The 14268-nt window shown below is 53.7% G+C and carries 15 protein-coding genes; 7 read left to right on the forward strand and 8 right to left on the reverse strand.

Features of this window, described 5'->3' with window-relative positions; genetic code table 11:
* Positions 1–321: 321 nt before the first annotated feature.
* The 4 genes from BN2591_RS09400 to pdxR form a co-directional block, all read right to left on the reverse strand.
* Positions 322–564 (reverse strand): DUF1158 family protein, encoded by a 243-nt coding sequence (locus tag BN2591_RS09400; protein ID WP_086870905.1) that lies wholly within the window; start codon positions 562–564, stop codon positions 322–324.
* Between the two features lie 73 nt (positions 565–637).
* Entirely contained in the window at positions 638–2545 is a 1908-nt protein-coding gene (locus BN2591_RS09405) for a methyl-accepting chemotaxis protein (RefSeq protein ID WP_208616138.1), read from the reverse strand.
* A gap of 214 nt (positions 2546–2759) precedes the next feature.
* Positions 2760–3878 carry a YbdK family carboxylate-amine ligase gene (locus tag BN2591_RS09410; protein ID WP_086870907.1) on the reverse strand — a complete coding sequence of 373 codons (1119 nt, stop codon included), beginning with the start codon at positions 3876–3878 and terminating at the stop codon, positions 2760–2762.
* Between the two features lie 85 nt (positions 3879–3963).
* Positions 3964–5427 carry a MocR-like pyridoxine biosynthesis transcription factor PdxR gene (gene pdxR / locus BN2591_RS09415; RefSeq protein ID WP_086871067.1) on the reverse strand — a complete coding sequence of 488 codons (1464 nt, stop codon included), beginning with the start codon at positions 5425–5427 and terminating at the stop codon, positions 3964–3966.
* 232 nt (positions 5428–5659) lie between these two features.
* Between pdxR and BN2591_RS09420 the strand changes: the two genes are divergently transcribed.
* Genes BN2591_RS09420 through BN2591_RS09435 form a run of 4 tightly spaced genes read left to right on the forward strand, consistent with a single transcriptional unit; the run spans position 5660 to position 8629 of the window.
* Positions 5660–6508 (forward strand): transporter substrate-binding domain-containing protein, encoded by an 849-nt coding sequence (locus BN2591_RS09420; protein ID WP_020454636.1) that lies wholly within the window; start codon positions 5660–5662, stop codon positions 6506–6508.
* A gap of 45 nt (positions 6509–6553) precedes the next feature.
* Positions 6554–7195 carry an amino acid ABC transporter permease gene (locus tag BN2591_RS09425; protein WP_017458707.1) on the forward strand — a complete coding sequence of 214 codons (642 nt, stop codon included), beginning with the start codon at positions 6554–6556 and terminating at the stop codon, positions 7193–7195.
* A gap of 14 nt (positions 7196–7209) precedes the next feature.
* Positions 7210–7875, forward strand: a complete 666-nt coding sequence (locus BN2591_RS09430) for an amino acid ABC transporter permease (protein ID WP_086870910.1) — start codon at positions 7210–7212, stop codon at positions 7873–7875.
* Positions 7868–8629: an amino acid ABC transporter ATP-binding protein gene (locus BN2591_RS09435; protein WP_017458705.1), complete on the forward strand. Its 762-nt coding sequence runs from the start codon at positions 7868–7870 to the stop codon at positions 8627–8629. The genes BN2591_RS09430 and BN2591_RS09435 overlap by 8 nt, the downstream gene beginning before the upstream one ends.
* A 186-nt stretch (positions 8630–8815) precedes the next feature.
* On the opposite strand, the gene BN2591_RS09440 is transcribed toward BN2591_RS09435, so the two are convergent.
* Genes BN2591_RS09440 through BN2591_RS09455 form a run of 4 tightly spaced genes read right to left on the reverse strand, consistent with a single transcriptional unit; the run spans position 8816 to position 11781 of the window.
* Entirely contained in the window at positions 8816–9583 is a 768-nt protein-coding gene (locus tag BN2591_RS09440) for a GGDEF domain-containing protein (protein WP_086870912.1), read from the reverse strand.
* On the reverse strand, positions 9577–9993 hold the full coding sequence (locus tag BN2591_RS09445; protein WP_086870914.1) for a DUF1987 domain-containing protein: 417 nt from the start codon (positions 9991–9993) through the stop codon (positions 9577–9579). Before BN2591_RS09445 ends, BN2591_RS09440 begins: the two co-directional genes overlap by 7 nt.
* A complete protein-coding gene (locus BN2591_RS09450) occupies positions 9986–10567 on the reverse strand; it encodes a SiaB family protein kinase (protein ID WP_244172993.1) in 582 nt (193 codons plus the stop codon). Before BN2591_RS09450 ends, BN2591_RS09445 begins: the two co-directional genes overlap by 8 nt.
* A 5-nt stretch (positions 10568–10572) precedes the next feature.
* Positions 10573–11781 carry a SpoIIE family protein phosphatase gene (locus tag BN2591_RS09455; protein WP_086870918.1) on the reverse strand — a complete coding sequence of 403 codons (1209 nt, stop codon included), beginning with the start codon at positions 11779–11781 and terminating at the stop codon, positions 10573–10575.
* 517 nt (positions 11782–12298) lie between these two features.
* Between BN2591_RS09455 and BN2591_RS24720 the strand changes: the two genes are divergently transcribed.
* The 3 genes from BN2591_RS24720 (at position 12299) to BN2591_RS09470 (ending at position 14230) form a co-directional block, all read left to right on the forward strand.
* Positions 12299–12439, forward strand: a complete 141-nt coding sequence (locus BN2591_RS24720) for a hypothetical protein (protein WP_244172994.1) — start codon at positions 12299–12301, stop codon at positions 12437–12439.
* A 75-nt stretch (positions 12440–12514) separates the two neighbouring features.
* Positions 12515–12685, forward strand: a complete 171-nt coding sequence (locus BN2591_RS24725) for a hypothetical protein (RefSeq protein WP_244172995.1) — start codon at positions 12515–12517, stop codon at positions 12683–12685.
* A 459-nt stretch (positions 12686–13144) separates the two neighbouring features.
* Positions 13145–14230, forward strand: coding sequence for a YncE family protein (locus BN2591_RS09470; RefSeq protein ID WP_086870921.1), 1086 nt, complete (start codon positions 13145–13147; stop codon positions 14228–14230).
* Positions 14231–14268 lie beyond the last annotated feature (38 nt).

Genomic DNA, 14268 nt, shown 5'->3' on the forward strand with positions numbered 1-14268 from the left:
GAAGTTGGCTGCACATCCGCTACGTTGTTACCCGCGGACTGTGGAAACAAAGCGCTAAAAAGTTTCTGTAATGGGTTCATGGTTAACCTGGCCTGCAACGAAAGTTTTGATTAATTTTACGGCCAACCTGCGGGCCAGTTCCGTTTGTAATGGGCTGTTTTGCCCTGATGAAATGAATAATAGGCTGGTGATGGGGAAAGGAAAAGCTGAACTATTTGCGCGTAGTGTTCAAAAAATTAGAATGACTTTTGAATAGTTATCGACGGGAAAAGGCGGGGTGTGTTCCCCACCGTACACGCGCGGGGAAGGGACATTACGTTTTCAGGCGGCGAGCCAGCGCTTCCAGATAAAGCGCACAACAAAAAACTCCACCGTGCCGAGCAACAAAAACCACAGGCAATAAAGGATGATATAAAGCTGCGTCAAATCCAGCAGGTGGAAGCGCTGCACCAGGTTTTGCGCCAGTTGCAACCCAAGAGCAGGGGCGGGAAGCAGCAGGACGGAGAGAAAAGCCATCAGCAGAATGCCTGCCAGCGTAAGCAGCGGTTCGAGCGAGTGTTTCATAAGCGTCAATCGATGGTGAAAAGCCGCATTGTCGGGGAAAGCTGCGCGCTGTGCAACGTTCCCCGACCAGCATTTACGCGACCACGAAGCGGTCGACCAGTGTCGACATGGTTTCCGATTGCTGATCCAGCATATGACTGGCGGTCGCCGCACTGGCGACCAGCCCGGCATTTTGCTGGGTTACCTGCTCCAGTTGATTCAACGCTTCATGAACCTGCGACACGCCCAGCGACTGCTCGCTCGCTGCGCGGGCAATGTCACTGACAAACGCCAACATCTGCCCGGTATGGGCTTTTGCCGATTGCAGCGCGCGGTCGGAAGCCTGCACCAGCGTGACGCCTTGCTGGATCTGCTCCATGTTTTTGCTCACCAGCTCGCGGATTTGGTGCGCGTCATTGGCACAGCGCTGTGAAAGATTACGCACTTCGCTCGCCACCACGGCGAAACCTTTGCCCAGCTCACCGGCGCGCGCGGCTTCTACTGCCGCATTCAGCGCCAGCAGGTTGGTCTGGAACGAAATTTCGTCGATTGAACTGACGATATTCGAAATCTGCTCGCTGGAGCCGCGAATGGCAATCATGCTCTGGCTGGCTTCGCCCGCCACCCGGCTTGCTTCCTGCACCTGTTGTTCCATCTCTTGCGTCAGCCGCTTGGCTTCATTGGCGTTATCCGCCGTCTGGTTAACCGCCGTGGCGATCTGCTCCATGCTGGCTGCGGTTTCCACCAGTGAGGCGGCCTGTTCATCCGTACGTGATGCCAGATCCTGGTTACCGCTGGCAATCTCGGAACTGGCGCCGCGCAGCACGTCCGCGCCGTGTTTTATCTCGCTCACAATATGCTGAATATTCTCAATGGCCTGATTGTAAGCGCGGTTCAGCAACGACAACTCATCGCTGCCCGGCACATCCAGCCGCTGGGTGAGATCGCCGTCCATACCTTCAATGGTTGCCAGTGAATGATGCAACTGGCGATGGATACTGCTGGCGACCAGCAGGGCGAAGAACAGCGCGATCACCAGGGCCGCGACGCTTATCACCGCAAAAACTATCACATCACGCCAGGCGTTATCCGCCAGACCTTTTGCCGTTTGCAACAGGGTATTAGCCGCCGCATCTTCTACGGATTTCAGCGTATTGATGCGTGCAGTCTGGGCGTTAAACCAGTCTGTCGGCGCGACGCCAAAACCGCCGGTCGCCACATGGTCAATCGCTCGCTGGCGCATCTCAAGCGCGCGCGTTACCTCCGGGGTTTGCAGTTGCGCCGTCAGCCGTTCATTGACGGCGGCAGTGCTGAACGCGCGTGTCGCCGCCAGCCAGGAAAGCTGCTTACCTACCACTTCGTTCAACTGACGGAACTGCCCGTCGGTAAACCGGTCGGCGGAAAACACATTGGACATCAGCGCACGTTCAACGCCGGTTTGTTCTTTGGCATTCAGCACGCTGTAATAAGCCGCCAGTTGATTGACAATTTCGCCGTTATCCGTCAGCTGACTAATACCACCCACCACATTGAGTAGATCGCTAATAATAGTGCTGTACCAGGTCAGCGACTCTGTGCCACTGACGTTGAGAGCATGAATTTGTTGGCGAAAATCCGTTATGCCTTGTTGGTGCTGGTGGAATTGATCGAGTGCATGACGAATATCATTATTCGCCCGCTGGAGTGGAAATGCGTTTAACGCCTCGGCTAATTGACTCAGGGCTTTATCAGAGAGAATATATTGTGCAGTTAATTCAGCGTTAAATTGCTGACCTTTACTGCCGATATATCCTGCACTCATGCCGCGCTCTTTTTGTAATTCATGAATCACGCTACCGGCATTTTTTGCCAGATCCGTTAATGACATGATGGTGCGCATCTGCTGGCCTGTCTCCACGCGTGCCAGGATGCCGCTGGTTGCTAACCAGATGAGGGCAAACAATAAAGGCAGTAAAGCCAATAATAATTTAAATTTCATTGATAAACGGTAAATCCATCTCATACAAATTGCCTCTTTGTCTCGTTTGCTTTAATTCGTTATCGGAGTAGGGGGCGGGGTCTTTATTTCTAACGCAGGGCTTGTTGATATTTATCAATTCTGTTGATTTCATCTACCACTTAGTAGTTATTATTTTTAGGCAATAAGAAAAAAATAACCTGCTGATTCGCAGGTTATTTACGTTGTGATTAAGAATAATAACTAAAAATTTAACGCCTTATCCCGCCGCCCAAATCTCCGCATGTTTTTGCATGAGCCCAATTAATGAGCCACCATCGGCAATAAATTCACGCATCATCTGTGCTTCGCTTTTCCCGCGTTTCACCACATTTGCCAGTTCATCCAGAGCGCTACCCGCATTCAGTTTATCTGCCGACGGTGCGAGCTTCTCCAGCAGGCGGGTGAGATCATCCGCGATAGTGTACTGCTCGCCGGTATGCACATCGGTAATCAAGCCGTCCAGCCCGTAGCGGCAAGCCTGAAAGCGGTTGAATTTATACAATAAATAATCCTGCGGCTGGTGTTTAAATGGCCGCTCGGCCAGCAGCCAGTGCGACAGCGCCTGAATAAACCCGGCGACATTTATGGCGTGCGACAGGGTCAGCGGCGTATCCATGACCCGCACTTCAACGGTGCCAAAATGCGGGCTGGGGCGAATGTCCCAGTGCAAATCCTTGATGCTTTCAATCATCGAGGTATAGCTCAGGCGGCGAAACAGCCCTTCAAATTCCTGCCAGTTCGCCACCCACGGCATCGGGCCATTGTCAGGGAATGAAGAGAAAATGTTCAGACGCGACGAGGCGTAGCGGGTATCGGTGCCCTGGATATAGGGCGAGGCGGCGCTGAGCGCAATAAAGTGCGGCACAAAACGGGAAAGACCATGCAGCAAATAGATCGCGTCGTCGCCGTTGGTGCAGCCAACATGCACATGCTGACCAAACACCGTGGCCTGTTGCATCAGATAGCCAAACGTCTCCAGTGTGCGGCTGTAACGCTCATCATTGCAGATCTCCTGGCGTTGCCACTTCTGAAAAGGGTGAGTGCCGCCGCCGCATATCTGCACATGGTGATCGGATGCCGCCTGTAAAATCACATGCTGCATGGCGGAAAACTGATGTGCCGCCTGGTTGATATCCCGGCACACGCCGGTGGCAATCTCCAGCATGCTTTCGGTGATGTCATGTTTGACCTCACCGGCACTTATCTGGTGTTTTACCGCTTCAATCAGGCGTGAAGAGTCCTGGCTCAAATCGTAACCCGGCGGGTTAACCACCTGTAACTCCAGTTCAATGCCGAGCGTAAACGGTTCAGAAACATGAAAATCCGGCAGGGGCATAGTGTTCTCGCGATAAAAGGGTTTGCTTCATTATGGAAGCGATTACTCATTCCTTCCTGCGAGGCGGCAACAACCGCTCAAAATATCAACACAGCTGTGCCAGCTGGCCGCGCAACACCTCCACGCCAGGTGCAATGGCATCCGGGTTGATCGCGTGAAAACCCATGCGAAAGAAGTTATCCGGCGGCGCGGTATCAAGAAAATGCCGCGCGCCTGGCTCAATCAACACGCCTGCGTGGGCGGCGCGCCAGGTCAGCTGCTGGGTGTTGATCTGCTCTGGCGTACGCAGCCAGAAGGCGTTGGCATGTTCGCTACCCGGCATCAACTGACACTCCGGCAGAAACGTGTTCAGCGCGTTGTGCAGGCAATCCCAGCGGCGGGCGGAATCTTCATGGTAGCGGCGCAAATGAGTTTCGTAATGCCCCTGCGCCAGAAAATGTGCCATCTGATATTGAATATTGGTTGGCGGATGACGGTACACCAGGCGGCGCAGCGCCCGCGCTTCGTCAATGATTTCCGGTGCGGCAACCATATACCCCAGCCGTAATCCCGGCGACAGCGCTTTGGACAAGCTGCTGACATAAATCACGCGCCCGCTGCGGTCGCTGGCTTTCAGCGCGGGCAGCGGGTTTTGCATAAAGTTGCTTTCCGAGTCGTAATCGTCCTCTATCACTACTGCATCGTGGCGAGTGGCGTAATCGAGCAACTGCGCGCGCCGCGCTTTGCTCATCGTCACGCCGGTCGGCACCTGGTGGCCCGGCGTCACATAGTAGTAGTCGCAAGGGGTTTCGTTAAGCACCAGCCCTTCGCTGTCCACAGCGTGCGGCACAATCTGCGGCTCGCTTAATAAAAAGGTGTTAATGGCTTCGCGAAAACCCGGGTTCTCCACCGCCACGCGCGTCGCGGGCGACATCAGCAAGCGTGTCAGCAGATAGAGCGCGTTTTGCGAGCCGAGCGTAATCAGGATCTCATCCGGTGCGGCAACGATGCCGCGCTTCGGCAGCACGCGGGTGCGGATCTGCTCAATCAGCATCGGCACATCCTGGTCAATATGATCAATCACCCATGCCGGATCGCGCACGCCGCCATGCAGCCAGTTTGCCGCCGCCCGCCAGTTGGCCAGCGGGAACTGCTGCGTGTAAGGTTGCCCGTAAATAAACGGGTAGCGGTAGTGCATCCAGCCTGCCGGTTTAAGGATTGATTCTTGCTGGCTGGGGGTGATTTTCAGGCGGTTGCCCCAGAGTGGTGCAGCGCTCTCGCATTCAGGTGCAGGTGGCATCGGGTTTTGCCCACAGCGGTAGTAATCCGGGTGCAGGTAGTAACCGCTGCGCGGGCGGCTCACCAGGTAACCTTCGTTGACCAGGCCTTCAAACACCAGCGCGGTGGTATTGCGTGAAACGTTAAGCTGGCTGGCGAGTTGACGGCAGGAGGGCAGCGCGGTATCTGCCGGGAAAATCCCACTCAGAATGGCGTTGATCAAACATTCGCGGACTTGCTCCTGCAACCCACGCTGGCCGTCAAAATTCACATTCAACAGGTGACGAATCATGCTGCGCTCCTTCGGATATATCGCGTTATGCGGTGGAGCAAATTCCATACCAGCTTCCTGTTAACTGACACACTCATTCGCCAGAACTGGCTCTATTCACAAAAGCGCAAGCCTCCCTATTGTAAAAACGCAGTCACGAAAAACACACGATGTCGTGTTTCGGCATATATCTTGCAACGCTTCCGGCACACCTGGTATATACCGGTCTGGCACATTAAATAAGGGTGGAGAGATGAAAAACGTATTCGGCAAATATTGTCTTGCAGCCATGATCTCTTTGGCATTTTCCTTACACGCAGTCGCAGCGGATTTACCCGAAATTGAAAAATCTGGCACCATGAAAGTGGCGACCGAGGATGATTACGCGCCATTCAACTTTATGAATAATGGCCAGACGGATGGTTTTAATAAGGACATGCTTGAGGAATTACGCAAATACGCAAAATTCAATATTAACCAAAGTATCTTACCGTGGACGGGATTACTCGCTGCGGTCTCCACCGGCCAATATGATATGGCGCTCACCGGTGCGGTAATTACCGATGAACGTCTCAATGTCTTTAATTTCACCCCGCCGTGGGCCTCCGCGCAGCACTATTTTGTCAAACGCGCCGACGATAAAACCTTAAATACCATTGCCGATCTCAGCGGTAAAAAAGTGGGCGTACAGGCGGGCAGCGCACTGCTGGCGCGTTTGCCGGAACTGAAAGCCATGCTGGAGAAAGTGGGCGGGAAACTTGGCCCGGTGGTGGAGTACCAATCCTACCCGGAAGCCTATGCCGATCTGGCGAATAAGCGCGTGGATTACGTGATTAACGTGGTGATTTCCGTCAACGATCTGGTGAAAGCCAAACCGAAGGTCTTTGCCAAAGGGCTGGCGGTTTCAGGTCCGGGTTACATGGCATGGCCAATCCCGAAAAACTCACCGGAACTGCTGAAATTTATGACCGGTTTTATGAATCATATGACGGAAACCGGCAAGCTTACTGAGCTGCAGAAAAAGTGGTTTGGCGAAACCTATGAACTGCCGAAAGAGCCGATTACCAGCGCCGATCAGTTCCACAAGTTAGCCGGTTTGTAAGTCACCTGCGGCGGGCAACCGCCGCCCGTTTTAACAGGAGGGAACATGGACTTAATCTCATGGCAGTTATTGATTGAAGGCGCATGGACGACCCTCTGGATCTCAGGCGTGGCGATTGCGTTCGGGGTGGTCATCGGCCTGGTTATCGCCTTTGTCCGCATGATGAAGATCCCGTTTATTGACCAGTTTCTGGTGGTTTACATCAGCCTGGCGCGAGCTACGCCGCTGGTGACGCTGGTGTTGTTTCTGTTTTTATCCCTGCCGACGCTTGGCATTAATCTGGATAAAACACTGGCGGCGATAGTCGCCCTGACGCTGAACACCTCGGCGTTTAATGCGGAAATCTGGCGTAACGCGTTTCGTAATTTCCCCCGTGAACAGCGGGAAGCGGCGGAATCCGTAGGGATGCGGCGCTGGACCTATTTCCGCCATATTATGCTGCCGCAAATGTGGATCGAAAGCCTGCCGGCACTGGTTAACGAGATGTCGTTTTTGATCAAAGGCAGCCCGGCGATCGCGGTGATTGGCGTAGTGGATTTAACGCGCGTCACCAACCGGATCTCATCAGTGACCTATGAACCGCTGTCGCCGATCCTCGCCGCGGCGCTGTTATACGTGATTATTATCGGCCTGCTGCTGAAGTTGCAGGGCGTAGCTGAACGCAAAGCGAAGCGCCTGGCGCGATAAAAGGCGGAGGATTTATGAATCAGTGGGGAATTATTTGGGCCGCGCGTGAGAGTTTTTTCAACGGGCTGCTGGCAACACTGGAGTTATTTATTATTGCCGCCGTGGTCGGGTTATTTATTGGCGTGGTTTTTTGCTATGTGATGGAATATCAAAATCGGGTGGTTAACCGGGTGATAATTGCCTTTGTCAGCCTGATGCGCGCGATTCCGTTTTTGATTCTGGCGTATCTGCTTTATTACGGTTTGCCGCAGTTAGGTATCAGCATGGATGCCTGGACAGCAGGATTATTAGCGCTGGTGATTTATCACGGTGCCTATTTTTTCGAAATATTACGCAGCCAGCGCAGAATATTTTCATCCGGCTATATCGAAGCTGCCGTATCGCAAGGATTTTCCCGTTATAAAATTTTCCTGCGTATTATTTTGCCGAATATTGTCTCTTCCGCGCTGCCCTTAATGGGCAATCAGCTGATTATTTGCCTGAAGGACACGGCGTTTCTGTGCATTATTACTGTGCAGGAGATCACTGCCGCCGCGAACAGTGTGCAGTCCACGTACTTTATTCCGTTTAATGCCTTTATTGTCGCCATTGCGCTGTACTGGGGCATCAGCATTCTGCTGGAGTTGCTGATTAAGCGGTTGAGCCATTACGGAGCGAAAAGAGGAATGACCCATGCCTGAAGCAAGCGCGGTAAGTATAAAAAACTTGTCCAAACAGTTTGATAACGTGGAAGTGCTGCGCGATATCAATCTGACAGTAAAAAAGGGCACGGTGGTCAGCATCTTAGGTTCGTCCGGTTCGGGGAAATCGACGCTGCTGCGCTGTATGAACTGGCTGGAGCAGCCGGATCGCGGTGAAGTGCGCATCAGCGGGCAGCGCATCGGTGTGGATGAAAAAACCGGTAAAGCGATGTCGCATAAAGATCTCTCGCACATCCGTGAACGGGTTGGCATGGTGTTCCAGAGTTTTAACCTGTGGCCGCATTTATCCGTGTTGCACAACGTCAGCGAAGCGCTGGTGCACGTAAAAGGGATGAAGCGTGAGCAGGCGAATGAAATTGCCCACCGGCAACTGGAAAAGGTCGGCATGAACCACAAAGCCGATGTCTACCCGATTACGCTTTCCGGCGGGCAGAAGCAGCGCGTGGCGATTGCCCGTTCGCTGGCGATGTCGCCGGAGGTGATCCTGTTTGATGAACCGACTTCAGCGCTGGACCCGGAACTGGTTAATGAAGTGCTGGGGGTAATGAAAGATCTGGCTGCGGAGGGCTACACCATGGTGGTGGTGACGCACGAGATGGATTTTGCCCGCCAGGTGTCCGATGAAGTGGTGTTTCTGGAAAAGGGGCTATTGATCGAGAAAGCCCCGCCGGAGAAATTTTTCACCAACCCGGATTCGGACAGGGTGAGGAAGTTTTTGCAATCCAGCCGGTAAAAGGCTGAGGCGTGTTCAGGTAGTGGGATGGTTGGATGGTTTGGGATTAGGGAATTGTTCCGTTCACCAGACGTTCGGCAGGCATCTGAACATCCCCACATGTGAACGTGAAAAAGGGGCTTGCCGCGCCCCTTTTTAATCCCTGAGGTTCCGCAGGAAATCGGTGCTTCGCACTACGCTTACCCCTCAATGCTGAACATTTCCTGGTGAAAGCCCCATTTTTACTTGCGGTCGAAAAAAATCCTCATGCAGCGCCACCTGGTTACGCCCGCGCTTTTTGGCCTGATACAGCGCCGCATCGGCCGTGCTATACAGCGTCTCAAAATCGCTGCCTTTATGCCCCAGGCTAACGCCAAAACTGGCGGTCACCCGTTGTTGAGGAAGCACCTCCAGCGGCGAGGCGTTTAGCGATGAGTGAATATAACTGGCGGTGATCATCGCCTCTTCGACACGCGCTTTTGGCAGCACAATGGTGAACTCTTCGCCGCCGACGCGACCGATCGCCGCCCCTGGCGGCACGGCGCGGCGAATACGCGCCACCAGCGCGCAAATCACGCGGTCGCCCATCGGGTGACCATATTCATCGTTAATGCGTTTGAAATGATCAATATCGAGCAGGATCAGCGCCACGTGCCCGGTTGTCAGCCCCTGGTTTATGTGATTGATGATCGCGCTGCGGTTAAACACGGCGGTCAGCGGGTCGTGCGTCGCCTCATATTCAAGGCGTGCCGCCAGCTGTTGCAACTGCTCATTCATACGATTGAGTTCGCGCTCGGCGCGGTCACTGCGCGAAATCAGACGATATGATTCACGGATCAGGCGCTGGTAGTTTTTCGCCACCGCCCACAACTTTTCGCGGCAGGCGTCCGCCGTCAGCCTGTCGTCGGCAGCGGCCAGACGAGCATCTTCGAGGACGGAATAGTCCTCCTTGAATAGCTCATTGATATCTAGCATGCATGAATGTCCGGGATAAGAAAAACGGTCAGCGACGGGAAATCGATGCGCAGCTCCTGACCAAACTCCTCAGAGATATCGTCTTCCGCGTCATAGTACCAGTGCAGCTCACACGCCGCGCCGCCTCTGGCGTAATCATTCAGGCTTTCGAAGAGCGTAAATAACAGTTTGGTGCTGGAGCTGTTGAAGTAGCTCAGCGCCACATGCAACTGGAGCGGCGCGTCCGTCTGCTGGCCACTCTGTAACCAGCCTTCCAGCGCATCCATCAACGGGCGGAAAAACGCGGCGGCATTCTCCGGGTAAGCTTCGCCTTTCAGCACCAGGCGTTGGGCTGCAAAATCAAATTTCACCTCCGGTGTCGCGGCGGTGGCGGGTAATTCAATAGCCGGCGTCAGTGTCATATCAGTCATGGCAGAAGGTTGCCTTTAAGTGAAAGGCGGACAGAGAACTCGCCGCCAGAGGGTGAATGCGATATTCCAGCGGCAGGCTGGTATCCCGCGCCATGGTCAACAAACCAATGTTCGCGCCTTTACTGGTCGCCGGGGCTTCACTGCGCAGCCCCTGTTTCCAGGCGTCGCGGATCTCCGCCTGCGACATGCCGCGCAGGATATCGAGATTTGTCTGCAATAACGTGGACGCTTCCGGCCCCACCAGGTTTGCGGTTTCGAGGTAGTAGTGGGTTTGATCCATATGAAAGCAGACCGAACCGAAGCGCAGCTCGTGCTGTTCAGTCGATAAATACCGATCGTCTGAGGAGTAGCGCACAATGTTTTGCCCCATCTCGATAAAAGCTGAGAACAATTTCCTGCGCGTTACCGCTGAGGATTCGTGTTTATCCAGCCATGTGCGAATGACTTCACCCAGCGAAACAATATGCTGCTGGGAAAAATAGCCCGTATAAAAAAGCTCAACGGCGTTTTGCCGTTGCAACGTAAAAAGGGGTAACAGAACAGCTTCTTTGACCTGCAGGTCGTTTATTTGCATGTTGTTCACCAGCGAAAACCAAACCACGTCATGTCATCGCGCGACGCTTGCTGCCCCTGCCAGGCTTTCAGCGCCGCGAGCAGGGCGTCGGAAAGCGCAGGCATCGATAGCGTGCGGTTTTGCGCTAACAGTGACTGAATACGTTTTTTGCCAAACATGACATTGCGCGGGCCGCCTGGCTGGTCGGTCGCGCCATCAGAAACAATTAAGAACGTGTCGCCACGGCGCAATGGCGCCTGGTAGCGCTGCCACTGGTAATCTACCGGCGTGTCGGTGTAACCCACCCCTTTACGGCAGCTTTCAAGCGTGGTTGCGCTGTCCGCTTCCTGGCGCAGTACAAACGCGTGCATGCGGGCGCTTGCCCAACTGACCTGCTCATTTTGCGTATCGACAAACAGAATAATGGCGTCACACCCATCGTTGGACTGGCTGCGATCGGCAGAAGGATGCACCTGGCTGAGCGTCTGTTTGATATGTTGGTTAATCAGGCTTAGCAGTTTCTCCGGCGCGTTCGCCGGCGCGAGGCTGAGCGCTTTTTCCAGCGCCGAGGAGAAAATAAAAGTCATAAACGCACCGGGAACGCCGTGCCCGGTGCAGTCCGCCAGCACCATCAACCAGCCATTTTCCACGCGCTGAAAAGCGTAGATATCGCCGCCAACGCAGTCGCGCGGGTGCCAGTGCAGGCACCAGTCGTCGAGCGTTTTTTCGATGGTGTTGCGCGAGCGGCTCAGCATCGATTCCTGAATGATGCGTGCGTATTCCAGGCTTTGCATAATTTGCAGATGTTGCCTGGCCTGTAAATCCGAGACGGTGCGGATGAGATCAATCCCCAGGCCAATACCGATGTATTGCCCCTGCTGGGTGAGGATAAACCCTTCGGTAACAGCTTTGTCGCCGGTTTCGATCACCCGCTCGGAGAGATATTCAAGACCGGAATCGGCGTCGACAATCAGCGGGTTTTTATCCATAAACGCGATGCAGCTTTTCTGGTCATATAGCTCATGGAAAAAGGGGCGGCTCATCTGCGACAAGAAAATATGTCGGTTAATCATGCCAATAGGCCGGTTATTCTCCAGTACTGGCAGGCCAATCAATGATGTATGTTCGTTGAACAGCGACATCACCTGCACGTTATTGGCATCCGGTGTCACGTGCGGAACGGCAAGGCGCAAGATACCAGCACTAAGCTGTCGCGAAGAGAGTGGTATATCCATGATTCAAACAGCACCCCGTTATAAGAATAATCTTAGATTAAGGCGAGTTTGTGACGGTTTGATTTCAATTAAGTAAGCCGATAAATAACGGGAGATTATTGCTCCCTAAGCAAAACCACAGTCATATCTGCGGCGGCGTGAGGAGAGGCGGTAAAAAAAAGCCCGCACTTGTCAGGCGGGCAAATAATACTGGAAGCAATGTGAGCAATGTCGTACCGAATACCTGAGTGATTTGCTCAACTATTCGGTAATGCGAAAGATAATCTTTATCATCTTTGCGGTCAACCCCAAATTTAGTATGACTTCACCGGATTAATGTTTCGGGTTCAAGAAATTCGTGCCAGCTCACATCATCAATATCAATACCTGCCTGCTGGCGGCGTTGACAAGCTCGGTATAAACGCGTTGTGTTCCCAGTTCTTTGCCGATATTGCCGGTCAAACAGTGATCGCGATTAAGGCTTTTGTCAGCTTTTGTCAGTACTCTCTCTGCGGCTAAAACAGATAACGAGTAAGCGATGACCCTCTTCTGGTGTGTAGTGCCAATATTGCTGTTGTTCTTTGGCAAAACGTGGAGTTCGGCGAAAATCCGCGAGTATTATCGCCGTTCGCAGCGCGCGCTTGAGGCGACCGTTGCCGCTGAGATGGATAATCAGTAACCTTCCTGGATAAACGATGTCGCTCGGCGTGCGCAATTTAGCGCCTCGCTGTGCAAACTGTGCCTGAAAAAAGAGGTGCCCGACTGGTTTCTGGAGAGCATTGCCGGTAACGACGAGGGAATGGGATTTCTGACCCGGCACGCTGCGCTGATGGAAACCTTTGGCGCGCCATTTTGCGACCAGGTGCAGGCTGCCGCTGAGCTGGTCGATAGCGCCTGGCAACGTTCAAAACTGCGCGGTTACTAAGCGGCGGTGAAATACCCGCCATTTATACCGCGGTTCTCGCCATTGATGGCTCCTGTCTCTTATCCTTTGATTAACGTCTGCCAAAGTGCAGTTTAAACGCGGCCGTAAGGCAGAATGATAATTCTGCAATTCCGACACTGCCTGTTATTTCCTGCTGTCACGCCGTAGAGCTGTCCGCCGCTTTCCACTTTTTAACACGCCACTTTTTCCCCGACAGGGAAGTGAAACGATAATTCTTGCCTGAAAGTTAAGAATGCGTATAGTTCTCATTCTCTTTGGTGTTTGTGGGCGCAGCAAGGATATTCCCCGCAATAACAGTGAGCGTGAAGGCTGACAGGGAACACTGAAAAGCCGTGACGAGCTGCGCCGGGCCAAATCAGCCCTTACAAACAATCGCGCACCTGATGCGTGGCGAGGGCGCTCGTCTGCTTTGATGACATTAACGGTAAAGGATCTCCCATGAAGATGAACACTTCCGTGCTGGCTCTGCTGGCAGCGATGGCGCTTGCCGGTTGCAGCGCACATAACACCACCAGTGCGCAGCCTACGGCACAAGCACCACAAACTGCGCCAGCGCAGTTACCAGATAACGTGATGAAACGCGCTCTGGCGAGTGGCCTGTATGAAATGGCGCTCAGCCCGCAGGGCGATGCGCTGTATGTTTCCAGCGCGGAAGGCTTTAAAGATGTGCAGGGCGGGGTGGTCTATAAACTGGATCCGAAAACGCTAAAAACCCTCGGCGCGACCCACACCGATCTGAAAAACTTTGGCATGGCTATCTCTGCGGATGGCAAAACCGTGTATGTCACCAATTCGCTGGACGGCGGCGTGAGCGCCATCGACACCAGCAACGGCAAAGTGCTTTCGCGCACGCTGTTCCCGGAACGTAACGAGAAAGGGCAGCCCTACGGCGCGCGTGAAATTGTGCTGCATAACGGCAACTTATATATCGGTGCCGTTGCCGATCCGGCGCTGGTGTGGGTGGTTGACGCGAAAACCCTGAAGGTAAAAGCGCGTATCAAAAACGCGGGTAAATGGGTGACCGGTCTGCACTTCTCTGCGCAGACGCAGCGTTTGTACGTGGCGAATGGTGGCGGCGAAATTCTGGTGGTCAACCCGCGCAATAACCGTATCGAGCAGCGCTGGAAACCGCTGGGCGACAAACCGGCGCTGCTGTTGAATATCGCTGAAGACGAGTCCACCGGCCGCCTGCTGGTGACGGACAATTCAAAAGCCAAAACCACGCTGGTGCTGGATATCCATAGCGGCAAAATCGTGAAACAGCTTGCGGGCGATGCGCTGGCGGTGAAATTCAACGCCAAACGTCATGAAATCTACCTTACCCAGCGTGAGTCCGGCAAAGTGCTGAGCCTCGATGCAACCAGCTATGCCGTCAAACAGCGCTGGGATCTGCCACCGCATCCGAACAGCCTGCTGCTTTCTGCTGATGGTCAGACCCTGTTTGTCACCGTCAAGCAGGCGTTTAACAAAGATCACTCCACCAACGGCCCGGATAGTGTCGTCAGGATCGATCTGAACAAGTAATGATACTGGCCTGGAAACGGGCCATTTCTTTTTTATTT

This window comes from Kosakonia pseudosacchari, from assembly GCF_900184035.1.
Taxonomy (GTDB): domain Bacteria; phylum Pseudomonadota; class Gammaproteobacteria; order Enterobacterales; family Enterobacteriaceae; genus Kosakonia; species Kosakonia pseudosacchari.

Excerpts from the sequence above, each read along its gene's own strand:
- BN2591_RS09400 (WP_086870905.1), bottom strand. The coding sequence starts at position 564 with ATGAAACACTCGCTCGAACCGCTGCTTACGCTGGCAGGCATTCTGCTG.
- BN2591_RS09405 (WP_208616138.1), bottom strand. The coding sequence starts at position 2,545 with ATGAGATGGATTTACCGTTTATCAATGAAATTTAAATTATTATTGGCT.
- BN2591_RS09410 (WP_086870907.1), bottom strand. The coding sequence starts at position 3,878 with ATGCCCCTGCCGGATTTTCATGTTTCTGAACCGTTTACGCTCGGCATT.
- pdxR (WP_086871067.1), bottom strand. The coding sequence starts at position 5,427 with ATGATTCGTCACCTGTTGAATGTGAATTTTGACGGCCAGCGTGGGTTG.
- BN2591_RS09420 (WP_020454636.1), top strand. The coding sequence starts at position 5,660 with ATGAAAAACGTATTCGGCAAATATTGTCTTGCAGCCATGATCTCTTTG.
- BN2591_RS09425 (WP_017458707.1), top strand. The coding sequence starts at position 6,554 with ATGGACTTAATCTCATGGCAGTTATTGATTGAAGGCGCATGGACGACC.
- BN2591_RS09430 (WP_086870910.1), top strand. The coding sequence starts at position 7,210 with ATGAATCAGTGGGGAATTATTTGGGCCGCGCGTGAGAGTTTTTTCAAC.
- BN2591_RS09435 (WP_017458705.1), top strand. The coding sequence starts at position 7,868 with ATGCCTGAAGCAAGCGCGGTAAGTATAAAAAACTTGTCCAAACAGTTT.
- BN2591_RS09440 (WP_086870912.1), bottom strand. The coding sequence starts at position 9,583 with ATGCTAGATATCAATGAGCTATTCAAGGAGGACTATTCCGTCCTCGAA.
- BN2591_RS09445 (WP_086870914.1), bottom strand. The coding sequence starts at position 9,993 with ATGACTGATATGACACTGACGCCGGCTATTGAATTACCCGCCACCGCC.
- BN2591_RS09450 (WP_244172993.1), bottom strand. The coding sequence starts at position 10,567 with ATGCAAATAAACGACCTGCAGGTCAAAGAAGCTGTTCTGTTACCCCTT.
- BN2591_RS09455 (WP_086870918.1), bottom strand. The coding sequence starts at position 11,781 with ATGGATATACCACTCTCTTCGCGACAGCTTAGTGCTGGTATCTTGCGC.
- BN2591_RS24720 (WP_244172994.1), top strand. The coding sequence starts at position 12,299 with ATGACCCTCTTCTGGTGTGTAGTGCCAATATTGCTGTTGTTCTTTGGC.
- BN2591_RS09470 (WP_086870921.1), top strand. The coding sequence starts at position 13,145 with ATGAAGATGAACACTTCCGTGCTGGCTCTGCTGGCAGCGATGGCGCTT.